This is a genomic window from Thalassospiraceae bacterium LMO-SO8, assembly GCA_031655335.1.
GTDB lineage: Bacteria > Pseudomonadota > Alphaproteobacteria > Rhodospirillales > Casp-alpha2 > UBA1479.
Map to the genome: position 1 here is coordinate 2,615,077 of CP134226.1, position 22,982 is coordinate 2,638,058.

The 22,982-nt window shown below is 63.8% G+C and carries 23 protein-coding genes and 1 tRNA gene; 15 read left to right on the forward strand and 9 right to left on the reverse strand.

Annotation, left to right across the window (positions count from 1 at the left end; genetic code table 11):
* The first annotated feature begins 124 nt into the window (after positions 1 to 124).
* The 4 genes from RJ527_12490 (at position 125) to RJ527_12505 (ending at position 2,761) form a co-directional block, all read left to right on the forward strand.
* Positions 125 to 319, forward strand: a complete 195-nt coding sequence (locus RJ527_12490; GenBank protein ID WND74858.1) for a hypothetical protein — start codon at positions 125 to 127, stop codon at positions 317 to 319.
* A gap of 197 nt (positions 320 to 516) precedes the next feature.
* Positions 517 to 593 (forward strand) — tRNA-Met (locus RJ527_12495).
* Positions 594 to 784: 191 nt separating this feature from the next.
* Entirely contained in the window at positions 785 to 1,015 is a 231-nt protein-coding gene (locus RJ527_12500; GenBank protein ID WND74859.1) for a hypothetical protein, read from the forward strand.
* A gap of 186 nt (positions 1,016 to 1,201) precedes the next feature.
* Positions 1,202 to 2,761 (forward strand): DHA2 family efflux MFS transporter permease subunit, encoded by a 1,560-nt coding sequence (locus tag RJ527_12505; GenBank protein WND74860.1) that lies wholly within the window; start codon positions 1,202 to 1,204, stop codon positions 2,759 to 2,761.
* A gap of 30 nt (positions 2,762 to 2,791) precedes the next feature.
* On the opposite strand, the gene amt is transcribed toward RJ527_12505, so the two are convergent.
* Positions 2,792 to 4,852, reverse strand: a complete 2,061-nt coding sequence (gene amt / locus RJ527_12510) for an ammonium transporter (GenBank protein ID WND74861.1) — start codon at positions 4,850 to 4,852, stop codon at positions 2,792 to 2,794.
* Between the two features lie 440 nt (positions 4,853 to 5,292).
* Here amt and RJ527_12515 point away from each other — a divergent pair, with 440 nt between their 5' ends.
* From RJ527_12515 to RJ527_12545, 7 genes are all read left to right on the forward strand, one after another.
* The gene (locus RJ527_12515) at positions 5,293 to 6,138 is read left to right on the forward strand and encodes an IclR family transcriptional regulator (GenBank protein WND74862.1); all 846 of its coding nucleotides are present in this window, start codon (positions 5,293 to 5,295) and stop codon (positions 6,136 to 6,138) included.
* A gap of 28 nt (positions 6,139 to 6,166) precedes the next feature.
* Entirely contained in the window at positions 6,167 to 7,375 is a 1,209-nt protein-coding gene (locus tag RJ527_12520; protein WND74863.1) for an acyl-CoA dehydrogenase family protein, read from the forward strand.
* A gap of 16 nt (positions 7,376 to 7,391) precedes the next feature.
* Complete coding sequence (locus RJ527_12525) at positions 7,392 to 8,525, forward strand: acyl-CoA dehydrogenase family protein (protein ID WND74864.1); 1,134 nt, start codon at positions 7,392 to 7,394, stop codon at positions 8,523 to 8,525.
* Positions 8,522 to 9,136 carry a DUF2238 domain-containing protein gene (locus RJ527_12530; protein ID WND74865.1) on the forward strand — a complete coding sequence of 205 codons (615 nt, stop codon included), beginning with the start codon at positions 8,522 to 8,524 and terminating at the stop codon, positions 9,134 to 9,136. Before RJ527_12525 ends, RJ527_12530 begins: the two co-directional genes overlap by 4 nt.
* Positions 9,137 to 9,205: 69 nt before the next feature.
* Entirely contained in the window at positions 9,206 to 9,451 is a 246-nt protein-coding gene (locus tag RJ527_12535; protein ID WND74866.1) for a hypothetical protein, read from the forward strand.
* A 107-nt stretch (positions 9,452 to 9,558) separates the two neighbouring features.
* Positions 9,559 to 10,698 carry a mandelate racemase/muconate lactonizing enzyme family protein gene (locus RJ527_12540; protein ID WND74867.1) on the forward strand — a complete coding sequence of 380 codons (1,140 nt, stop codon included), beginning with the start codon at positions 9,559 to 9,561 and terminating at the stop codon, positions 10,696 to 10,698.
* A gap of 28 nt (positions 10,699 to 10,726) precedes the next feature.
* A complete protein-coding gene (locus tag RJ527_12545; protein ID WND74868.1) occupies positions 10,727 to 11,035 on the forward strand; it encodes a hypothetical protein in 309 nt (102 codons plus the stop codon).
* Between the two features lie 58 nt (positions 11,036 to 11,093).
* On the opposite strand, the gene RJ527_12550 is transcribed toward RJ527_12545, so the two are convergent.
* Complete coding sequence (locus RJ527_12550; GenBank protein ID WND74869.1) at positions 11,094 to 11,795, reverse strand: RraA family protein; 702 nt, start codon at positions 11,793 to 11,795, stop codon at positions 11,094 to 11,096.
* Positions 11,796 to 11,829: 34 nt separating this feature from the next.
* On the reverse strand, positions 11,830 to 12,687 hold the full coding sequence (locus RJ527_12555) for a DinB family protein (protein WND74870.1): 858 nt from the start codon (positions 12,685 to 12,687) through the stop codon (positions 11,830 to 11,832).
* 226 nt (positions 12,688 to 12,913) lie between these two features.
* On the opposite strand from RJ527_12555, the gene RJ527_12560 reads away from it, so the two are divergent.
* Complete coding sequence (locus tag RJ527_12560; protein WND74871.1) at positions 12,914 to 14,113, forward strand: CaiB/BaiF CoA-transferase family protein; 1,200 nt, start codon at positions 12,914 to 12,916, stop codon at positions 14,111 to 14,113.
* Positions 14,110 to 15,165, forward strand: coding sequence for a phosphotransferase family protein (locus RJ527_12565; protein WND74872.1), 1,056 nt, complete (start codon positions 14,110 to 14,112; stop codon positions 15,163 to 15,165). The genes RJ527_12560 and RJ527_12565 overlap by 4 nt, the downstream gene beginning before the upstream one ends.
* 69 nt (positions 15,166 to 15,234) lie before the next feature.
* On the opposite strand, the gene RJ527_12570 is transcribed toward RJ527_12565, so the two are convergent.
* Complete coding sequence (locus RJ527_12570; GenBank protein WND74873.1) at positions 15,235 to 16,638, reverse strand: HAMP domain-containing sensor histidine kinase; 1,404 nt, start codon at positions 16,636 to 16,638, stop codon at positions 15,235 to 15,237.
* Between the two features lie 124 nt (positions 16,639 to 16,762).
* Here RJ527_12570 and RJ527_12575 point away from each other — a divergent pair, with 124 nt between their 5' ends.
* Entirely contained in the window at positions 16,763 to 17,326 is a 564-nt protein-coding gene (locus tag RJ527_12575; GenBank protein WND74874.1) for a histidine phosphatase family protein, read from the forward strand.
* 44 nt (positions 17,327 to 17,370) lie between these two features.
* Here RJ527_12575 and RJ527_12580 read toward each other — a convergent pair whose 3' ends face one another.
* The 5 genes from RJ527_12580 to RJ527_12600 form a co-directional block, all read right to left on the reverse strand.
* The gene (locus RJ527_12580; GenBank protein WND74875.1) at positions 17,371 to 17,583 is read right to left on the reverse strand and encodes a hypothetical protein; all 213 of its coding nucleotides are present in this window, start codon (positions 17,581 to 17,583) and stop codon (positions 17,371 to 17,373) included.
* Positions 17,584 to 17,642: 59 nt separating this feature from the next.
* Complete coding sequence (locus RJ527_12585) at positions 17,643 to 17,954, reverse strand: hypothetical protein (protein WND74876.1); 312 nt, start codon at positions 17,952 to 17,954, stop codon at positions 17,643 to 17,645.
* A gap of 112 nt (positions 17,955 to 18,066) precedes the next feature.
* A complete protein-coding gene (locus RJ527_12590; GenBank protein WND74877.1) occupies positions 18,067 to 18,276 on the reverse strand; it encodes a cold-shock protein in 210 nt (69 codons plus the stop codon).
* A 395-nt stretch (positions 18,277 to 18,671) separates the two neighbouring features.
* Positions 18,672 to 19,700, reverse strand: a complete 1,029-nt coding sequence (locus RJ527_12595; protein ID WND74878.1) for a DUF481 domain-containing protein — start codon at positions 19,698 to 19,700, stop codon at positions 18,672 to 18,674.
* 187 nt (positions 19,701 to 19,887) lie between these two features.
* Entirely contained in the window at positions 19,888 to 21,111 is a 1,224-nt protein-coding gene (locus tag RJ527_12600) for an acyl-CoA dehydrogenase family protein (GenBank protein WND74879.1), read from the reverse strand.
* A 216-nt stretch (positions 21,112 to 21,327) separates the two neighbouring features.
* Between RJ527_12600 and RJ527_12605 the strand changes: the two genes are divergently transcribed.
* Complete coding sequence (locus RJ527_12605; protein ID WND74880.1) at positions 21,328 to 22,980, forward strand: long-chain-fatty-acid--CoA ligase; 1,653 nt, start codon at positions 21,328 to 21,330, stop codon at positions 22,978 to 22,980.
* Positions 22,981 to 22,982: the final 2 nt, after the last annotated feature.

Below are 22,982 nucleotides of genomic sequence, written 5' to 3' on the forward strand. Positions count from 1 at the left end.
TTTCGAATATTCCACAGCTTTTTGGACGTTTGTGATGCATATCACATGACTCTTTTGGTGGTATTTGCTACGAGTCCCTTTCCACAAACCTGACAAAAACCTGACATATTGACGGAGGGGTGCGGTGGACCAGGACAAGACGCAGAAACCGGCGATCAAGCAGACCGAGCTGCAACGTTTGCAGAACGAAATGGTCGGCGGCGCGGCAGCGGATAAGGCGAAAAAGGCCCCGTCCGCCGCGAAAGCCCGCATGATGAAGGGTGCGCGCAATGCCTGCGGCCCGCTCAACGGCCGCGACTGGCGCTGGAGCGCCAGCTAAGCCGCCAGCTAAGCCGGACAACGCCGGAGCCGGTTTCCGTTAGGCCGTTTCGTCCGGCGTATCGCCGGGCGACCTGACGTTGTTCGATACGGTGACCGCAGGGTGGACGAGGTCTTTCTTGACACCTGCGCGACAGGGCCTTAAATCCCTCCACGCCGTTCAACGGGTCTCTGACCCGCGGCCGGCCCCAACACGGGGGCGGAGTAGCTCAGCTGGTTAGAGCAGCGGAATCATAATCCGCGTGTCGGGGGTTCGAGTCCCTCCTCCGCTACCAATTCCCAAGCCCCACGACCTGAACAGGTTGCGGGGCTTTTCATTTGAATGAATTTGCATTTTCGACAAAAAAACGATATGCCCTGCGCCAAGAGCACGATGTCTCTTATTTCCGACGCTTAATTTCCGACAGATGACCCCGGGTTGGCCGAATTCGGCCCGTCCTTAAACCTGTCAAACGGAGGCCTCCACATGGCCGGTAAGAAATCCAAGGGCAAAAGCCCTCAGTTCCTGATGTTCAACGTAACCTACGGTGACGGGTCGGTGACCTCGAACCGCCGGGTGTCGATGGATCTGCTCGACCAGTCCTACGGCGATGCCCTGGAAGACCTGGTGCGCGCCGCCATCGAACAGCAGGACAACGACATCGCCGAGCGGTCGGGGCAGACCCGCGCGCCGATCAAGTCCATCGCCAAGGCGTAGGCGGCCGGACGCCCGCCGTAACGACGGCGGATCGCGACAGGAAAGGCAGGCCGTTTGGCCTGCTTTTTTTCATCCCGCGTCCCGGCAAGTTGTATACAATCCCTGACGCTGGGAGGCAGGCAGGGGCGGGCGCTTTATCCGTTCCCAGGCTTTTCCGGCACGCCCTCGTAACCGGATAACGCCAGCGTGCAGACCGACAATCCCGCCATCGCCAGACAATTCGAACGGTTCGGGCCGTCCTATCGCTGGTGGGCGACGGCCTGCGGCATGCTGGCGTCGATGACCATGGTGCTGTCGTCGACCATCGTCAACGTGTCCATCCCCTCTATCATGGGTGCGTTCGGCATCGGCCAGGATTTGGCGCAATGGGCGTCGACCGCCTTTCTCACGACCATGGTCGCGAGCCAGTTGCTCAATTCCTGGACCTCGCGCTTCATCGGGCCGCGCAACACCTGCCTGATGGCGCTCGGCGTGTTCGCGGCCGGTGCGGTGCTGGCGGCGGTCAGTCCGTCCATCGAGGTGCTGATCCTGGGCCGCATCATGCAGGGATTCAGCGCCGGCCTGGTGCAGCCCCTGGCGCTGGCCACGGCGGTCGCCGTGTTCCCGCCGGAACGCCGGGGCCTGGCCGTCGGCACGGTCGGCATGGGCATCGCGCTGGCGCCCACCTTCGGGCCCCTGGTCGGCGGCGTGACCATCGATCTGGTGACCTGGCGTCATGTCTTCATCGTGCCGCTGCCGCTGGTCGCCTTGTCGGCCATGATGGCGCTGACCTTCATGCCCGCGCGCAATCCCCTGGAAAAGAAGCCGAGCTTCGATTGGCCCGGATTCATCCTGCTGTGCGTGGCGCTGATCACCCTGATGGCGGGGATCGGCAACGGCCAGCGCTGGGGCTGGGACTCGGCCAAGTTCCTGTCGTTCATGCTGATCGGCGGTCTCTCGGCGATTTTGTTCGTGGCGACCCAGATGCGCTCCAAAAGCCCGCTGCTCGATCCCAAGCTGTTCCTCGACGCGCGCTTCGCCTCGGCCGTGGCCGTGGCCTTCGCCTTCGGGCTCGGCAATTTCGCGACCAACTATTCGATCCCGCTGTTCACCCAGACCATCCAGGGCTACACGGCGACCAAGGCCGGTCTGGTCCTGGTGCCGGCGGGGTTGTTGCTGGTCATGATGATGCAGGCCTCGGGGCGGCTTGCCGATGCGGTTCCGCCCCATTGGCCGATCATCGTCGGCTGCAGCACCTTCGCCGTGGCGGCCATGGCGCTGGCCACCATCGACGTCAACACGGGCTTCGTGACGGTGGCGCTGTTGGCCATGTGGACGCGCGGCTCCATGAGCCTGATTTCCCCCAACATGGGCAAGGCGGCGCTGTCCGCCGTGCCGGCGGACAAGATCGCGCAGGGGGCGGGAACCTTCAATTTCTTCCGCCAGATGGGCGGGGCATTCGGCGTCAACCTGACGGCCGTGACCATCGAAATGCGCACCGCCTATCACGCCGATTTCCTGACCGCGACCCAGACCAACGCCAAGGGGCCGACGGCGGAGATGCTGGACAAGGTGCGCGATCTGTTGAACGCGGGCGGTGTGCCTGCCCCCGCCGACGGCGCCATGGCATTGGATTTCCTGGGCCGCGTCCTCTATGCCCAGGCCAATACCTTCGCGTTCCACGATTCGTTCCGCCAGGTCGCCCTGATCTTCGCGCTGACCCTGATCCCGGCCATCGTTTTGGGGCGCTCGCGGTCGAAGGAATAAGGCCGCCGGCCGTCGGTCCGGTTGGGCCTGCTACTTCGCGGCCGCGGCCGTGCGGATCGGAAGAATAACGCGGACGGTGGTGCCGCGCCCGACACGGCTGTCGATCTGAAGTTCGCCGTCGTGGGCCTCGGTCAGGGCCTTGGCGATGGTCAGTCCCAGTCCTGTGCCCAATTGGGCGATATGCGGATCGGAATGCAGCTGTTGGAACGGCTCGATCACGCGTTCAAGCTTTTCGTCGGGAATGCCCTTGCCGGTGTCGGAGACCTCAAGGATGTGGTGGTCCGATTCCTCGCGGGCGTTCAGGGTCACCAGGCCGCCCGGCGGCGTGAACTTCACGGCGTTGAACAACAGATTGAGAACCACCTGCTTGATCGCGCGCTCGTCCGCGAAAAGCGGCGAGACCGCCTCCGGCACCTTGATGTCGAAATAGATCTGATTGCAGTCGATGGCCCCGGTGACCACCCGCAGGCAGTCATCGAACAGGGCGGCGATGTCGATGTGGGACCGATTGAGGGTATTGCGCCCGGCCTCGATCTTCGACAAGTCGAGGATGTCGTCGACCAGGGACAGCAGATGGCGGCTGGAGTGCATGATGTCGCCGGCATACTCATGGTATTTTTCCGAGCCCAGGGGGCCGAAATACTGCCGGTTGATCATTTCCGAAAACCCGATGATGGCATTCAGTGGTGTGCGCAGCTCGTGGCTCATGGAGGCGAGAAAGTTGGATTTCGCCTTGCTGGCCTGTTCGGCCTCCATTTTCGCCGAATACAGGTTTTCCAGCACCAGGTTGTATTGGCGCGCGATGTCGCCGATGTCGGAATTGGGCTCGACCGGAATGGGCCGGGAGAAATCCCCGGTCAGGCGCTGCATCTCCATGGAGCGCAGGATGTCGAGTTGTTCCGTCGACTGGTTATGTTCGCTGACGTTCAGGCCGATGCGTTCGGCCTCGGGCGATACGCGCAGCGGCACGATTTTGTTGATGAGCGACAGCAGGATGTAGCTGATGCCGAAGGCCCAGACGGCGGCGGTCAGCACGCCGGTGCCCTGGGCGACGAACTGTCCCCAGCGGTCGAGGCCGGTGCCGAGCGTTTCCAGGTCACCCAGGAGGGCGACCGCCATGGTGCCCCAGACACCGGCGACGCCGTGCACGGGAAAGGCATAAACCACGTCGTCGAGCCGCCATCGGTCGAGCAGCAGGGAGGTCAGCACGCAGAGCCCGCCGCCGACGGCGCCCAGGGTCACCGCGCCCGCGGTCGATACGCAATGAGCCGCCGGCGTGATCGCGACCAAACCGGCGAGCGCGCCGTTGAGCATGGTCGGCACGTCAAGCCGCTTCATGGTGATGGGGCCCAGCAGCATCGCGCCCAGGCCGCCGAAGGCACCGGCAATGACGGTATTGAGGATGATATGCGGCACCTTGTCCGTGGCCGCCAGGGTGCTGCCGCCGTTGAACCCGATCCAGCCGACCCAGATGATGAACACGCCGAGCGCCGCCAGCGGCAGCGAATGGCTGCGAAAGGGGGCGCCCGACCCGTCGAACCGCCCGGTGCGGGGACCGATGATGATCACGGCGGCCAGACTGACCCAGCCGGCCACGGAATGCACCACCGTGCCGCCGGCGAAGTCGACGAAGCCCAATTCCACCAACCATCCAGGATCGCCGCCGAAGGCACCGCCCCAGGCCCAATGGCCGAACACAGGATAGATGGGCAGGGCGACGACGAGGCTGATCAGGAGGTATCCCGTGTAGCGCGCCCTCTCGGCGATGGCGCCGGACACGATGGTCGTCGCCGTGCCGCAGAACATGAGCTGGAAAACGAAGAAAGCCGCCGATTTGGGATCGGTCAACGAGAACAGAAAATTTTCAGACCCGATCAGGCCGTTGTGACTGGCGCCGAACATCAGGCCGAAGCCGACGAACCAGAACACCCCGGCGGAGATGCAGAAGTCGGCGAAGTTCTTGGCCGCCACGTTGATCGAGTTCTTGGAGCGGACGGAACCGCTTTCCAGGCAGCAGAACCCGGCCTGCATCATGAAGACCAGTGACGACGCGGTCAAAATCCAGACGATGTCGACTTTGGTTGCGTCCATCAGGTTCTGCCTGCAGGTATCAGCCGGTTATTCATCAGGTCTGGAATGGCCTGTATTGGTCGGCTGCCTACCGAGGCACCGCATCGGCGTGTAAGCAAAAAATCCCTCCCCCACGGAGTGGTTCGTCAATGTTGCAGTGCAACATGTAAAGAATATTACGGGTCCCTTCGATTGCAGACAAGTCCCAAGACGGTCAATTGATTAGACTAAATGGCACCGTCGCCGCCCGTTACGGCAGGCTTTGCGGAACTGGCTGCCCGTATCTCCGGTCGGATCGGATGGCGGTCGGCGAAAATAGATACAAATTCCGCAGAGCAAAACTGAATTTCGAAAATTGACCAAATTATTCCGTCGTGACAAAGTGCCGCCCGCTCGGGAGAGGATTTCCCGTCCCGGGCCTGAATGAGGAGGCGGCGCGCACCGGCGCCGGACACAAGAACATGGCTGGCCGTGCCGACCGCAGCGCCCTGCCGCTGGACGATTATCCCGAAGCAACCGAAACCGAAGACCGGCAGTTCGTTACCGCCCTGGCGCGGGGGCTCAGCGTTCTGCGCGCGTTTCAGCCCGGCGACGGCGTGCTCGGCAACGGCGACATCGCCGAGCGCACGGGCCTGCCCAAGCCGACGGTGTCGCGCCTGACCCATACCCTGACGCGGCTGGGCTATCTGGTCCACGCGGAACGCTTGGGCAAATACCGGCTGGGGCCGGGGGTTCTGTCGCTGGGCTATTCGCTGCTTGCCAACATGGACATCCGCAAGATCGCGCGGCCCTACCTGCAGGAGTTCGCCAACGCCTCCGGCCTGTCGCTGGCCCTGGGCTCCCGCGACCGCCTGAACATGGTCTATCTGGAACACGCCCGCGATGCCGGTTCGGTGACGCTGCGCCTCGACATCGGCTCGCACATTCCCATCGCCACCACGGCCATGGGCCGGGCTTTTCTGGCGGCCATTCCCGAGGATGAGCGCGCCTATCTGATGACGGCCATGGCCGAACGCGCGGGGCCGGCCTGGCCGGTCATGGCGAAAGGCATCGAGCGCGCCGTCCGGCAGGTCGCGACCCAAGGGTTCTGCACATCCTTCGGGGAATGGCAGCACGACGTCAACGCGGTCGGCGTGCCGCTCCGGTCCTTGGACGGGGCCACGGTCATGGCGCTCAACTGCGGCGGCCCGGCCTTTCTGCATAAGCCGGAAAAGCTGGAGGCCGAATGGGGGCCGCGTCTGGTCAACGTGGCGCGCACCATCGAAGCGGAAATGCAGAACGGATTGGCCGCCCAGGGAACCTGGTAACGGCAGGCCGCAGCGGGAGAAACAAGCATTGGACCTGAACCTGACGCCCGAGGAATTGGCCTTTCAGAACGAAGTGCGCGGGTTCCTGCGCGCCAACATCCCGCCCGCGACCAAACGCAAGGTCGATCTCGGCCTGAAGCTGGTGAAGGACGATTACGTCGTCTGGCAGCGCATCCTGCATGAACGGGGCTGGATCGCCCCCAGCTGGCCCAAGGAATACGGCGGTCCGGGCTGGTCGCCCGTGCAGCGCTACTTGTACGAAGAAGAACTGGCGGCGGCGTCCAGCCCGCGGCTTATCACCTTCGGGCTCAAGATGCTGGGGCCGGTGCTGATCGAATTCGGCACGCCGGAGCAGAAGCAGCGTTTCCTGCCGCGCATCCTGGCCAGCGAGGACTGGTGGTGCCAGGGCTTTTCCGAACCGGGGGCGGGGTCCGATCTGGCGTCGCTGACGACCCGGGCGGTGCGGGACGGCGACCACTATATCGTCAACGGCCAGAAGACCTGGACCACCCTGGCGCAATACGCCGACTGGATCTTCTGTCTGGTGCGCACCTCGACCGAGGGCAAGAAGCAGCAGGGCATCTCGTTCCTTTTGATCGACATGAAGACCCCGGGCGTCACCGTGCGCCCGATCAAGACGTTGGACGGCGGCCAGGAAGTCAACGACGTGTTCCTGGAAAACGTTCGGGTTCCGGCGGAAAACCTGGTGGGCAAGGAAAACGACGGCTGGACCGTCGCCAAGTTCCTGCTCAGCCACGAACGGTTCGGTATTGCCGGGGTCGCGCGGTCCAAGAAACAGATGGAACGCCTGCGCGACATCGCGGCCAAGGAAATGAAGCGCGGCCGCCCGCTGATCGAGGACGCCCGGTTCCGCGAACGCATGGCCGAGGTCGAGATCGAGTTGACGGCGCTGGAGATGACCGAACTGCGCCTGCTGTCCGAGGAAGCCGCCGGGCGCAAGCCGGGCCCCGAGGCCTCGATCCTCAAACTGAAGGGCACACAGGTGCAGCAGGGCATCACCGAACTGCTGCTGGAAGCCGTCGGCAACCGCGCCCATGCCTTCGATCCGGGAATTCTGGATGACGACTGGCCGGGGCCGGGCAACGATGGCCTGCCCGTGCCGGAACACGCGGCGACGGTGGCCAGCCATTACTTCAACTGGCGCAAGGCGTCGATCTACGGCGGCAGCAACGAAATCCAGCGCGGCATCATCGCCAAGGCGATCCTCGGGCTCTGACAGGCATCTTCCGACCATGAACTTCACCTTCTCCGACGAACAAATCCTCATCCGTGACATGGCGGAACGGTTCTTCCGCGACGACTACGGGCTGGAAGCCCGGCGCAAACATCAGGCCATGCCCGGCGGGTTCTGCCGCGACACCTGGGCGCAATACGCCGATATGGGCTGGCTGGCGCTCGGCATTCCCGAGGATTTGGGCGGCATCGGCGGCGGTGCGGTCGACATGGCGATCCTGATGGAAGCCATGGGCGGCGGTCTGGCGGTCGAACCGTTCCTGGCGACCGTGGTGCTGGGCGGCACGCTGGTCCGGGACGGCGCGTCGCCGGACGTTCGGGCGGACCTGCTGCCGCAATTGGCCGCGGGGGAATTGCATCTGTCCTTCGCCTGTTCAGAGGCGCAATCGCGCTATGACCTCAATGACGTGCGGACCCGCGCCCGTGCCGACGGGGGCGGCTTCGTCCTGAATGGCGTGAAGACCATGGCGCTCCACGCCGGGACGGCGGACAAGATCGCCGTCACGGCGCGCACCGCGGGCGACGAGCGCGACGACGGCGGCGTCACGGTGTTCCTGATCGACGCCGACGCCCCCGGGGTGACGATCACGGATTACGCCACGGTCGATGGCCTGCGCGCCGGCGACGTGACGTTGGAAGGCGTGCGTGTTGGCGCCGACGCGGTGCTGGGCGACATCGACGGCGGCCTGGCGCTTGCCGAAACGGTGGTCGACCGGGCGGCGGCCCTGGTTTCGGCGGAAGCCGCCGGGCTGATGGCCGCCCTCACGCGTGATACGGTCGCCTTCCTGAAGGAGCGCAAACAGTTCGGCCGTCCCTTGGGCGATTTTCAGGCCCTACAGCACCGCGCCACGGAGATGTACATGGAAACGGAACTGACCCGCTCCCTCGCCTACATGGCCGCCGTGCGCCAGGATGGCGGCGACCGGGAGGCCGCCCGCCGCGCGGCGTCCCAGGCCAAGGCCAAGGCCGGGCAGGCGGGCCGGCTGATCGGCCAGGAAGCGGTGCAACTGCACGGCGGCATGGGGGTGACGGACGAGATGCCCGTGGGTCATTACTTCAAGCGCCTGACCCTGATCGATCACAGCTTCGGCGACCGGGCGCATCATCTGGACCGTCTGGCGGACATGTCATGATCGCCGGAAATGCGAAGGAACCCGCCGTTCTCGGCCTGCTGTGGCTGGTGGCGCTGGCGGTCTCAGCCATCGGTCCGGCGGACTACCTGACCTGGTTCATGGAAGTCCTGCCGGTGATGATCGCCCTGGTCCTGATGGTGGCGACGCAGCGCGGCTTTCCCCTGACGCCGCTGCTTTACCGCCTGGCCTTCCTGCACGGGTTGGCGTTGATCCTGGGCGGCCATTACACCTATGCCCATGTGCCCCTGGGGTTCTGGTTTCAGGATCTGTTCGACCTGGCGCGCAATCCTTATGACCGCATCGGGCATTTCTTCCAGGGTTTCGTGCCGGCGCTTCTGGCGCGGGAAGTTTTGATCCGCAAGGGCTTCCTGCCTCGGGGACGCATGCTGTTTTTCATCGTGACCTGCATTTGCCTGGCGTTCAGCGCGTTTTACGAACTGATCGAATGGTGGGCGGCGGTGCTCCTGGGGCAGGGGGCGATGGAATTCCTGGGCACCCAGGGCGACGTATGGGACAGCCAATGGGACATGTTCATGGCCTTGATCGGCGCGGTCCTGGCGCAGGTTCTGCTGGCCCGTCGCCACGATCACGAGATCGCGAACATCAGATAATGCTGATTTCGTGGACAACGCTTCCGTGACATAATCATCCTAGAATCACCAGTTTGGGAGGCTAACACCATGAAGAAGCTTATCCTTTCCGCCGTGGCCGCGATCCTGCTTGCCGCGTCACCGGCCTATGCCGGTTCATGCCCGAAAATCATGAAGCAATTTGACGCGGCGGTGTCCAAGTCAAGTGCCTCTGCCGAGGTCAAGGCGAAGGCGATGGCCCTTCGTGCCGAAGGCGAAGCCATGCACAAGGCCGGCAAGCATGCCGAGAGCGTCAAGGCACTGAACGACGCCATGAAGCTTATCGGCGGCATGTAGCACCACACAATCGTCGCATCACCGATATCGATACCGAACCGGCCCTTCGGGGCCGGTTCCATTTTCAGCCCTTCTGGTTCTCTTCCCCCACGACCAAGAGCCTTTCCATGACCATCACATCCATTGAAATCCTGCGTGTCGGCGTTCCCTTCGACACCGGCGGTCCGCGCCAGGGCATGCGTCCCGGCCTCAACACCAACCCCTGGCTGATCAACGAATCCCTGATGGTCCGCATTGAAACGGCGGACGGGCTGGAGGGCTGGGGCGAGGGCTTCGGTCATTTTTCCAACCCCGGTACGGAAGCGATGCTCAAGGACCTGATCGCGCCCTGGTTCATCGGCCGCGACACGGCGGATCTGGAAGGCCTGATGGAGGGGGCGCACAAGTCGTTCTTCGGTTTCGGCCGTCAAGGACCTTGCATGTACGCGCTGTCGGCCCTCGACACCGCGTTGTGGGATCTGCGGGCGAAGCGGGCCGGAAAACCACTGTATCAGCTTCTGGGCGGACCGGCGGGCGACGCCACGATCACCCGCTATGCCTCGCTCATGCGCTATGGCGGCGACCGGGACGCCATCGCCCGCAACACGGACCGCGCCGCCAGTCTGGGCTTTCCCATGGTCAAGCTGCACGAACGCGACATGCCCGCCTTCATGGCAGCGCGCGAGGCCGCGCCCGAGGGTGTGGCCATCACGCTGGACGTCAACTGTCCCTGGAGCGTCGAGGAAGCCTGCGGCGTCGCCCGTGAATTGAAAGACCGCGCACATGTGAAGGGCGGATTTTTGTGGCTGGAAGAGCCCGTCTGGCCGCCCGAGGATTTCGACGGCCTGGCCCGCGTGCGCGGCGAGGGAACCGGCATTTCCGGCGGCGAGAACGTCGGATCGCTGACCGAATTCGCCCATGCCATCCAGTCGGGGGCCTACGACATCATCCAGCCCTCGGTCGCCAAGATGGGCGGGGTATCGACGGTGAAGGAGGTCTTTCCCATGGGCCGGGCGGCGGGCCTGCGCGTGGTGCCGCACAGTTTTTATTGGGGCCCCGGATACGTGGCGACGGCGCATATCATCGCGGCGCAGCCACAGGCGGAATGGCTGGAAACGGCCTTCATCGAATATGAAGAGAATCCCCACGATCTGATCGACCCGTTTGATCCGGTGATGGTTTTGAAGGCGGACCGCGCGGGCCTCGGCTTCAATGCCGACGAAGACCTGTTCGATCGCCACCTGATTTCTCGCAGCGTGATTTCCTGATCTCTCCTGATCCAAAGGAACCCCGGCCATGAAAACCCGTCGCCTGCTTGCCGCCGCCCTGGTTCTAACCGCCCTGGCGGCCCCGGCCGCCCGTGCCCTCGAGGCCTATCCCAGCAATCTGACCGGCCAGTTCATGGAGTGGTGCACGGGCAAGGCGGGCAGCACGGAAACGGCCTGCACCTGCGCCCTCAAGCGCCTGGCCCAGACCGTGCCGCCGGCGGCCCTCACCAGCTTCGTCGCCGACAAGACCGGCGGCGGGTCGGGCTTTTCCATGTCGACGGCGACCGTCGCCACGGCGGCCCTGGTGACCGACGCCCTGACCGCCTGCGTCAAATAGGAAAAGGCCCGCCGGGGTACGGCGGGCCTTTCGTGCGTGACGTGACCGGGCGCGGAGATCAGTGAATCTCCTTCGCCCCCTTCATGGCGGCCTTCAGCTTTTCGATGTCGAAGTCCGGCGCCTTGGCGGCGGTCAGGATGACCGCCTCACGGCGGGAAATCCGAGCCACGGCTTCGGGGATTTTCTTCACCGCCGCATCTGGGATCATCACCGCGCCATGGTGGTCGGCGTGGATGATGTTGTTGGTGACCACGGTCATGCCGTGGATGGTCACCTGACAGTCGATGTCGACGACATGGACCCAGGCGTGGGACGGGCCGACCTCGCCGCCGATCAGGTTGAAGCCGCGCGCGCTGTCCTTGAGATCGCGAAACGATCCGTTGGTCACGCCGCCGACAGCACCCAGGCCCTTGTGCACGGTGGTCTGAACCTCGCCCCAGAAGGCGCCGTAACCGGGCCGGGGGTCGATGTCCTGGATCACCACCACGGTCGGCTTGGGACCTTGGGCGATGTACTCGTAATAGGCTTCGCGCTTGGCCGCCATTTCCGCCGGCGTCTCGTTGGGCGGTTCGGCGGCGCGGATGGTCGCGGTGCGGGCATAGCCGCAGATCGGCGGCAAGTCCGGGTCGAGCGGCACCAAGGGCTCGGTGGTATAGCCGTGGCCCCGCCGTTCCGGGACGATTTCCTCAAGCGCGTTGCAGATGGTTGGCGTGTCCCATTGGGTCAGGACCGCCAGGTCCTCCGGCGTGAAATCGGTCAATTGGATGTCCTCTCTTTTTGGTTTTCGTCGCGCCCTATTCGGCCGCGCGGGTTTCCGCCGGTCCGGCGAAGGAGGCTTCGTCGAACGACCGTTCGTTGTCCCACACGTTCTTGGGGATCGGCAAGCCCGCGAAGTCGGCATCGGTCAAAGGCCGGTCCGGCTCGATCCCCAGTTTCTCGCGCAGCATCAGGATGATCTGGCGGGTGTGCTGGCCCGTGTGCCAGCCCGTGCGCTCCAGAACCTCATGCAGCGTGACCTCGCCGTAATAGACCTTGCCCGGCTGCTTGAAGTCGGTGGTCTTGCCGTCGCGGTCCCACCAGGCGGCGAACCGCGCACGGGTATTTGCGCCGTAATCCAGCAGGTCCTGTTTGCTTTTCATGGTCCCGGGCAGAATGGATTTCAGCGCCTCGTAGGTATAGGGCGTATCATTCTCGACCCGGTTGAGGAACACGTCTGCAATGTTGAAGACGTGATAGACCAACTGCCGGTAGGAACGCGGCCGGCCCGGCAGAAGCTCGTCCAGGCGCTCTTCCGGAATTTGTGCAAGATAGCGCCCGGCGGCGTCCAGGTTCTGCAGGACCTTGTCCTTCATGTCCTCGGGACTGAGCATCTTGTGGCCGTCGTAGTCGAAGCCGGCGACCTTGGCGACGTCGCGGAACACGGCGCCGTTGGCCCATTTGTCGCCCTTGGCGACGATCGGAACCAGGCGCACGCCCAAGGCTTCCAGTTCCTTGAAGCCGTTCTCGTCCTCGATCACGTTGACGGAGACGAAAGGGATGCCGTGTTCAAGCAGAAATTCCTTGGTTTTTAGGCAGCTGGAGCAACCGGGCTGCCAGTAGACCTTGACGGGCGGGCCTTCGCCTTCGGGAAGGCTTTGCGTTGATTGGGACATGTGACGTTTCCTCTCTGTTGGACTATTGAACCCAGCCCCTTTTGTATACAAAAGGATAGGCCTCGCGCCGTGATGTAGGCAAGCCGCATTGTCCCCGGCAGGGTGGGGGATCGGAAAAAATCTACAGCGGCGCCATAGAAAAACGAAGGCTTGCCGCAGGGGCCCGGCGCGCTAATCTGGCGCGCGATCATCCATAACCAGAATAAACGACCCCAGGAGACCTTCCTTGACCCCCTTAGCCGGCATCCGCATTCTCGACCTGACCAACGTCCTGGCCGGACCCTTCTGCTGCCATCAACTGGCCCATATGGGCGCCGACGTCATCAAGGTAGAGGTCCCGGGATCGGGCGACCTCGCCCGCCAGTTGGGCGCCGATCCGGATTTGAACCGGAAGGGCATGGGAACCTCGTTCCTGGCCCAGAACACCGGCAAACGGTCCATCACGATCAACATGAAATCGGACAAGGGAAAGGAGGTGTTTCACCGCCTCGTCGCCACGTCCGATGTTCTGGTGGAGAACTTCCGGCCCGGCGTCATGGACCGCCTGGGCGTCGGTTATGAGGTGCTGAAAAAAGAACATCCCAACCTGATCTATTGCGCCATCTCGGGTTTCGGGCAGGACGGCCCCCTGAAATCCGCCCCCGCCTATGACCAGATCATTCAGGGCATGGCGGGCGTGATGTCCGTGACCGGAACGCCGGAAACCGCGCCGCTGCGCGTCGGCTATCCCATGGCGGACACCATCGGCGGCATGACGGCGGCCTTCGCCGTGGCTTCGGCCCTTGGCAACAAGGATCCGAACAACCGCGGCTGCTTCATCGATGTCGCCATGCTGGAGGCAGTCCTCTCGACCATGGGCTGGGTGGTTTCCAACTTTCTGCAACTGGGCATGGAGCAGCGGCCCATGGGCAACGACAACTTCACGGCCAGCCCGTCCGGCACCTTCCGCACCGGCGACGGGCCGATCAACATCGCCGCCAACAAGCAGGAACAGTTCGAGGCCGTCTGCGACGTGGTCGGCCGCCCGGACCTGAAGACCGATCCCCGTTTCGCCGAACGCCAGGCGCGTCTCGACAATCGGCAGGAGTTGACGGCGCTGCTGGAGGATGCCATGGCCGCGAACACCGCCAGCCATTGGCGCGCGGCCCTGAATGCCGCCGGGGTGCCGGCGGGCGAGGTCCTGACCGTCCCCCAAATTCTGGCGCATCCGCAGATCGCCGACCGCGGTCAGATCGCCACCTTCGAAAACGTGCCCGGTGTCGACCGTGACGTAAGGGTGGCGCGGGCGGGGATCAAGATCAACCACGCCCCCGTGGCCACAAAAACGCCCCCACCGTTGCTGGGCCAGGACACGGACGAGCTGCTGGGCGAACTCGGCTTTTCCGCCGACGACATCGCGGCGCTCAAGGCGGACAAGGCGGTATGACCGGGGAGCCGGCGCATCCGCTCGATCTGGGCGCCCTCGCCGACCACATGGCGGCGCACCTCGACGGGGTGACGCCACCCTTGACCGCCCGCCAGTTCGCCGGCGGCATGTCGAACCCGACGTTCGAATTGACGGACGCATCGGGACGCCGCTTTGTCCTGCGCAAGAAACCGCCGGGCGACCTTTTGCCGTCGGCCCATGCGGTGGACCGGGAATTCCGCATCATGTCGGCGCTTCGGGGCGGCGACGTACCGGTCGCCGATCCCTTGCTGCTGTGCATGGACGATACCGTGATCGGGCAGGCGTTCTATGTCATGGCTCATGTCGACGGCCGGGTGTTCCGCGAACTGGAGCTGCCGGGCATGACGGCATCGGAGCGGGCGGCGATCTATGACGCCATGAACGATACTCTGGCCAGGCTGCATTGCGTCGATTGGCGGGCGGCGGGATTGGCCGATTTCGGGCGGGAAGGGGGCTATGCGGCACGCCAGGTCAAGCGCTGGACCGGCCAGTACCAGGCCTCGGCCACGGATGATCTTGCGGCCATGAACCGGCTGATCGACTGGCTGCCGGAAAACCTGCCGGCAAATGCGGAAACGACCATCGCCCATGGCGATTTCCGACTGGAGAACATGATCTTTCATCCGACGGAGCCGCGCGTGCTGGCCGTTGTCGATTGGGAACTGTCGACCCTGGGCGACCCGCTGGCCGATCTTGCCTACAACTGTCTGCCCTGGCACATGCCCGACGCCCGGCGCGGTGACCTGCGCGCCAACGATCCGGCGCAGACCGGCATCCCGGCGGAAGCGGATTATCTTGCGGCCTATGCCCGGCGCACGGGCCGCACCGATGGTCAAAACGGGGAAGATTGGGGCGATTGGACTTTCTATCTGGTGCTGTCCCTGTTCCGCCTGGGGGCGATCGCCCAGGGGGTCTACAAACGCGGGCTCGACGGCAATGCTACCTCGTCGGCGGCGCTTCAGCGTCGTGACGTCTGCCGCAATCTGTCGCAGATCGCCTGGGCCTTGATCGAGGCGGCGGGACGGGACTAGAGCCTATTATCTTGATACGGAAGCCCGGACAATCGATCTCAGCCGTTTCCGTATCAAGATAATAGGCTTCTAGGCCGCGCCGCGCGTCGGCGGGTTGACGACGCGTGCCTTCGGCAGATGGATGCGGGCCGTCGTGCCTGTCCCGGGGGTACTGTCCAGGGACACCCGGCCGCCGTGCAGTTCGACCAGCGATTTCACCAACGTCAGGCCGAGCCCAGATCCCCGGCGGGAAGCAACGTATTCATGGGCTCTGCGCTGCGCGAAGGGCTCGAATATCCGGGCAAGGTCGGGTTCGGCGATCCCGATGCCGGTATCCGCCACGGTAATCACGCATTCCCCGGCGTCGTCGAGGGCGACGGACAGATCGATGCGACCGCCGGGACGCGTGAATTTCACGGCATTGGACAGCAAATTGAGGACCGATTGATAAATCGCCCGCCGGTCGGCGTGAACGAACAGGCCCGTTTCAAGGCCGTGGGCCTCAAGGGTCAGTGGGGTCGAGGCCTCCCATCCCTTGACGACCTGGAGCGCGCCATGGACGCATTTGCCGATGTCGAAATCGCTTTCCGTCAGCTCGTACTTGCCGAAGTCGATCTTCGACAGGTCGAGCACATCGTTGACCAGGGACAGCAGATGATCGCCGCTGTCGTAGATGTCCTGCACGTATTCCCGGTGCTTGGGGTTCTCCAGCGGACCCAGATCGCCGCGCAACAGAACCTGGGTCAGTCCCTGGATCGAATTCAAGGGCGTGCGGAACTCGTGACTCATATGGGCGAGGAACCGCCCCTTGGCCCGCTCCGCCTCGCGCGCGCGGTTGCGTTCGATGTTGAGAACGTGGTTCTGGCGGCGCAATTGCAGGGCCGTCCAGATGGCGACGCCGGCGGGAAGGCTGAGCGCCAGAATGGCCAGTCCCGCGGCGCGCCATCCGAACGTCCGGAAATCGGCACGCAGCGCCGCCGTTTCCGCGGTGCGGTCCATGTAGACCTCGGCGACCGCGACCATGCGTTCGTTGCGCCATACAGGCACATAGGTTTCTGCGTAGACGTCCGGGCGGTCGGGCTTGAGCCTGCCGTCCTCCAACTCGGAATAGGGCTCGCCCGTTTCAACCACCGAGAGCGCCTTCCAATTGTCCTCGCCCACTGTCGGATTGTTGGCGAGATCCGTGTGCAGGTCGTCGGAGATCAGCCGAATGCGGCCCTTGGTGTCGAACAGCTTGAACCGAAAGATGTCGCCGAACCCCCGCACGCCGTTGAGAAACTGCTGCTCCTCTCCGCTGAGCGGGGCACCCTTGGCGATGTCCTCGATCCGGTTCATGCGGTTGCCGATGTAGCCGGCCCAGGCGATCGAGGTGCGTTCCGCCTGCTCAATCACAATCCGCTCAAGGGTCGCGTTGAAGGTTGTGACGCCGACAAAAATCAGCACGGCGAAAACACCCAGCGCAAGCGCGACGATCGGGACGAGCCGGTGTTTCAAAAAATCATATCCGCGTAGATGGCAAGTTTCTGGAATCTAAGACATTATAACCGTTGGCGGCCTGAGCGCATATATAACCAAAGGCTGATCGGTGATGGTCTGAAAGGGGCGGGCGGGGAGAACGATGAGCGGTCGGTTTGCCTTATTGGTTTGTATTCTGGTTCTGGCCGTTCATCCGCTCGGTGCGGATCCCCGGTCTCCTCTGGCGGTGCTGTCCGGGGGCGGACACTTCGTCATGGTGCGTCACGCCCTGGCCCCGGGTGGCGGGGATCCGAAAGGGTTCACGCTGGACGACTGTTCGACACAGCGCAATCTGAACGATGTGGGACGCGCCCAGGCGCGGCGTATCGGAGAAACATTCCGCGCCGGAGGGATCGCGCAGGCGCGGGTGTTCACCAGCCAATGGTGCCGTTGCCGGGACACGGCGGCGGGCATGGCGCTTGGCCCGGTCGTGGCATTGCCGATTCTGAACTCATATCATCGGGAACCCAATCAGAAGGACAGCCGGCTCGCGGAGCTTCGTAAATGGATTGCCGAACAGCCGCTGGACCAACCGACGGTTCTGGTCACGCATTTCACGGTGATCTCGGGGCTGATAGGCATCGGCCCCCGGCCCGGTGACATCGTCATCGTGCGGCGTGACGGCGACGGCCGCTTCACGGTTGTCGCAACGGTGACGATGGACTGATCGGAAATCTGGGAGTGGCAAGGAAACCGTCCTTGCCGGCGGGGTCAGCTGGCGGTCGAACCGGATCGCTGGGGAAGGGGGGCGTCGTTGCGCCAGGCGCTCGATCCCTTGCAGCGCGGGCAGATCCGTTCTCCGGACCAAGCGCTCATGAACCGGGTCTCGCACCGAAGACAGGTCCGCGTCTTGGGCCGGTCGGAGGAAACCTGGCCGCCGTCGGCGTCCGTTTCATAATCCTTGGTGTCAATGGCGTCGGTCACGGGGCTTCTCTTCGTTCAATATCTTCGTACAAATGCCGCGTTCAACGGGCCGTGCGGCCTCAGAAGCGATGGAATTGGGGCAAGTTGCCGGCGGGCTTCTTCTTGCCTGCCTTGATGGGCTTCACGGTCGTTGCGGCCGTCGCGGCCTTGGCGGGTTTTGCCGGCTTGGCGGCGGCTTCGCGTTCGGCCTCTTCGCGCTCGACGGCTTCCTTGGCCAGACGCTGCGCCTTCAGTTTGGCCACGTGCTGGGATTTCTCGTCGCGCTCGCGCTCTTTATCCTCGAGCACTTTTTTGTTCTTTTTCTGAGTGGCGAGAAATTCGTCTTCCGCTCGTGAACGGGCGGTCGTGCGTTGGCGGGGCGATGTCGACACGGGGGCTCTCCTTTGCTGTAACGAAGGTGGAGGCAGCATGAAATGCAGACACCCCGCGGACGATTGAGCCCGCCCCCGGCCCAAAAGCAGGGGGCGGGATCTCAGACGTTAGTTAGTCGGCGATCGACAGGTTCTCAGCAGAGGACTTGCCGTTCTGCCCGGCCTGGAGGTCATAGGTGACCTTCTGGCCTTCGCGCAGGGAATGAATGCCGGCGCGTTCGACGGCGGAGATATGCACGAAGGCATCCTTCGAGCCGTCGTCGGGCTGAATGAAGCCGAAACCCTTGTTCGGGTTAAACCATTTCACGGTACCAGTAGCCATTGTCGTTTTCCTCGTTCAATGGGTGAAGCAAATGCGCCCCGCACCATGCGCGGCGCGGCGTTTTAACGTTCACATTGTCAGGGGATAACGAAGCTACCCGGCGAACCGGTATCTAAGATCGACATAACAAATGTAACACGTATGAGCCATATGGGGGTGAAAAGGCCCAAAAGTCAATGGTCTGGCTTCCCGTGTTGTCGTCGCGAAGCCGTCGATAGCCTTGAAAAAAATCAAAAATTTCCGAAAAGGACGATTTTTAACAACGGCCTACAGTCGATTTCATGAGTATTTAAGGAAGCCCGGCCGGATAAATAAAATTTTGCGATTGTTCGCATTGTTATTTTTCAATTCTGGGAAATTCACCGCGCCAAGCCAAGCATTGCGCGATTGACCGATTAGAAACCATAGACGAGCGAGGCCTTGGTCAGGGTGTCCGTGGCCTCGGTTCCCGCCGGCGCGCCCGAGTTATGCTCCAGGTGATAGGACAGGCGCCCGGACAGGCTGCCGATGATCGTCATGGTCAGGGCGGCGGTGTTTTCGGTGATCGTCCGCTCCTCCCCCCATGTTATCGACGCTTTGTTGGAGAAGGTGGCGTTATCCGACATCTGCCAGCGCAGTTCGAGCCCGCCCCGCGCGCCGGGTTCGACGAGTTGTTTTTCCGTCGCCTTCACTTCGCTGAGACGGAGGGCGGGGCCGGCGGTCACCTCAAGGTCGAGGTCGTCCGACTGGATGACCTTGTAGCCTAGCCCGCCGGCCTGGGTCAGTTCGTAGGTGAAGCCGCTGAACCGATCGTCGTCGTAATCGATCAACCCGAAAACGAAAGCGCGGTCCGTGAAGAGATATTTCGCAGTGCCGCCCAGGCGCAAATGCTGGGTGTTGATGGTGCCGGCGTCCTTGGCGAAATCGTAACTTGCCGTTGCTTCGGCTTCCCATCGTCCACGGGTGTAGCCGACCTTGGCCGCCGCGTTGACCTCTTCCGTTTCCGTGTTGCCTGTGGCGCGCCCGCCACCCAGTTCGATTTCGCCCGACCATTGGCCCGGTACGCCGCGGGGGGGTATGGGCGGGGCGGCGGCTGTGCCGCCGGTTGTCACGGAGGTGCCGTTCGCGGCGGCGCTGATGCGGTCGCTAAAGGCAGGGAAGGCGGCGGCGGCGGCGGCGACCAGGTCGTCCCGGTGCCGAGGGGCCGAGGTGACCGCATGGGTCACCAGGCTTTCCAACTGGCGGGGTTCGGACGCAATGGCGGACACCAGCGTCAGTTTCAGGCCGGCGATATCATCGCGGTGGGCGGCCTCGGCCATGCGGGAAAAGGCAGCGGTTCCTTCATTTCCCGTTGCCGCGCGAAGGGTGGACGCACCCGAAAGGAAGGTGGCGAGAATCAATAAAAACAGTCCCGCCCCGACGGGCGGGTTGGAGAACTTGGGCATGACGATCCTAATTTTCTGTGTTCAGCGCCGGCGGCGGGGCCGGCGCGTCGCCCCGCGGTTCGGCACGCGGAGGAGGAACGAAACGGTCGTTTCCGCACGGAAACGGCCGGGACGATCATGTGCGACCGTCCCACAGGGCCTAACACGGCCTCATGCCCGAATGCAAATTCGCCCGGAAAAACCCGGGTCAGCCGCGCGGCGGCCAGTTCATCTGGCGGCGCAGTTCCGTGCGCGCGATCTGGCGGCGGTGGACCTCGTCGGGGCCGTCGGCGAACTTGAGCGCCCGCATGCGCGCCCAGTAATAGGCCAAGGGCGTGTCCTGGCACATGCCGGCGCCGCCGAAGGCCTGGATCGCGCGGTCGACGACCGCCAGCGCCATGTTGGGAGCGGCGACCTTGATCATGGCGATCTCCTGGCGGGCCGCCTTGTTGCCGACCTCGTCCATCATCCAGGCGGCCTTGAGGACCAGCAGGCGGCACATTTCGATCTCGATGCGGCTCTGGGCGATGCGTTCCTGGGTTACGCCGCGGTCGGCCAGGGCCTTGCCCCAGGTTTCCCGCTCGGTCGCGCGCTTGCACATCATTTCCAGCGCCCGTTCGGCGATGCCGATGATGCGCATGCAGTGATGGATGCGCCCCGGGCCCAGGCGCCCCTGGGCGATCTCGAACCCGCGCCCTTCGCCCAGCAGCATGTTACCGGCGGGCACGCGGACGTTGTCGAACACGACCTCGCCGTGGCCGTGGGGCGCGTCGTCGAAGCCCATGACGTCCAGCATGCGCAGGACCGTCACCCCGGGCGTGTCGACCGGCACCAGGATCATCGACTGCTGGCGGTAGGTTTCGGCGTCGGGGTCGTTCTTGCCCATGACGATCATGACCTTGCAGTGGGGCGATCCGATGCCCGACGTCCACCACTTGCGCCCGTTGATGACGTAGTGGTCGCCGTCCCGGCGGATGCTGGTCTTGATGTTGGTCGCGTCCGACGACGCCACATCCGGTTCGGTCATGGCGAAGGCGGATCGGATGTCCCCGGCCAGCAGGGGTTTCAGCCATTGTTCCTTTTGATCCGCGTCGCCGTAGCGGACCAGGGTTTCCATGTTGCCCGTGTCGGGGGCGGAGCAGTTGAAGACCTCGGGCGCCCAGGGCACGCGGCCCATGATTTCGCACAGTGGCGCGTATTCCAGATTGGTCAGCCCGGCGCCCAATTCGCTTTCCGGCAGGAACAGGTTCCACAGGCCGGCGGCCTTGGCCTTGGCCTTCAGATCCTCGACGATGGGCAGAACCTTCCACCGGGTATCGCCGCCCGCAAGCTGTTCCTGATAGAGCGCCTCGTTGGGATAAACCTCGGCCTCCATGAAGGCTGCGAGCCTGTCCGCCAGTTCAACGGTGCGGGGGGAGGGGGTGAAATCCATGGCGGTGTCCTTGGGTCTTTATCGATGGTCTGGTGGAAAGCGTGAGAAGTGTTAGCGCATCGCCCGGCGAATACAAGGCCCGCCCGGCCTCCGTTTCGCACTGCGAACCGTACTTTCATGGGTGCTTGATCTTGGCCGCGGCGTGCCGCCATAGTCCGAAAAACCCGGGTGCAATGTCTGGGATAAAGGCCAATGCCGCATGAAGGAGGAACACCCTTGCAGGGATTGATAATGGACGTGCCGCTGCTGACGTCGATGATCGTCAAGCACGCGGCCGCCTGGCACGGCGATGTCGAGGTCGTGACCCACCGGGTCGAGGGCGACATGCATCGCTATACCTACGCCGACGCCTACAAGCGCATGTGCCGCCTGGCCAACGCGCTGAAGCGCCTGGGCATCCAGCAAGGGGACCGGGTCGGCACCATGGCCTGGACCACCTATCGGCATTTCGAACTGTATTTCGGCATCGGCGGGTCGGGGGCGGTGATCCACACGATCAATCCGCGCCTGTTCCCCGACCAGATCGTCTACATCATCAATCACGCCAAGGACCGGGTGATGTTCATCGACACCACCTGGGTCGAGATGATGGAAGGCTTGCAGGACCAATGCCCGACCATCGAAAAATTCATCATCCTGTGCGACAGCGGCAAGATGCCGAAGACGTCGCTTCGGAACGCCGTCTGTTACGAAGACCTTCTGGCCGCCGAGGACGAGACCTTCGACTGGCCGGCGTTCGATGAGAAAACGGCGGTGGCGCTTTGCTATACCTCGGGCACCACGGGCAATCCCAAGGGCGTGCTCTATACCCACCGGGCCATGGTGCTGCATGCGATTGCCGGAACGTCCAGCGACCATCCGCTCTGCATCGATTCCCGCACCGTCCTGTTGCCGGCGGTCAGCATGTTCCACGTGCACGGCTGGATGGTGCCCTACGCCGCCCCCATTTCCGGCACCAAACTGGTGCTGCCCGGCCCGCACATGCACGGCGATAACATCTGCCGCCTGTTGGAAGAGGAAAAGGTCACCGTCACCGCCGGGGTGCCGACGATCTGGATCGGCGTGTTGGAGCATCTGAAGAAGACCGGCGGGAAATTGACCCATCTGAAGATCTGCAACATCGGCGGCTCGGCGCCGTCGCTCGCCATGATCAAGGCGTTCGAGGAAGACTACGGCGTTCACGTCGTCCATGCCTGGGGCATGACGGAACTAAGCGCCGCCGGCACCACCGGACGTCTGCGCCAGCGCCACCAGGACCTGCCGGCGGCCGAACGCTACAAGATTCAGCAGACCCAGGGCCGGCCGCTGTTCGGGTTTGAGGTCAAGATCGTCGATCTCGACGGCACCCGGCTGCCTCATGACGGTAAGGCCGTGGGCCAGATGTTCGTGCGCGGCCCCTGGGTCGCCGCCGCCTATTTCGAGGACGATGCCGCGACCGACGCCGCGTTCGACGCCGAGGGCTGGTTCGGCACCGGCGACATGGCCTCGATCTCGCCCGACGGGTTGGTTCGCGTTTCCGACCGTTCCAAGGACCTGATCAAGTCTGGTGGTGAGTGGATCAGTTCCATCGATCTGGAGAATTATGCTCTTACCCATCCCGACGTGGTGGAGGCGGCGGCGATCGCCGTCAAACATCCGAAGTGGGAGGAGCGGCCCCTGCTGGTCATCGTCCCGCGCCAGGGAGCGGCCGTCACGGCCGACAGCATCCGCGCCGTGCTGGCTGAACACGTCGCCAAATGGTGGCTGCCCGACGACATCGTGTTCGTCGAGGAAATCCCCCATACGGCGACCGGCAAGATTTCCAAGAAGGACCTGCGTGCGCACTTCGCCGACTATCGCTGGCCCGAGGCGGCCGGCGTCGCGGAATGAAA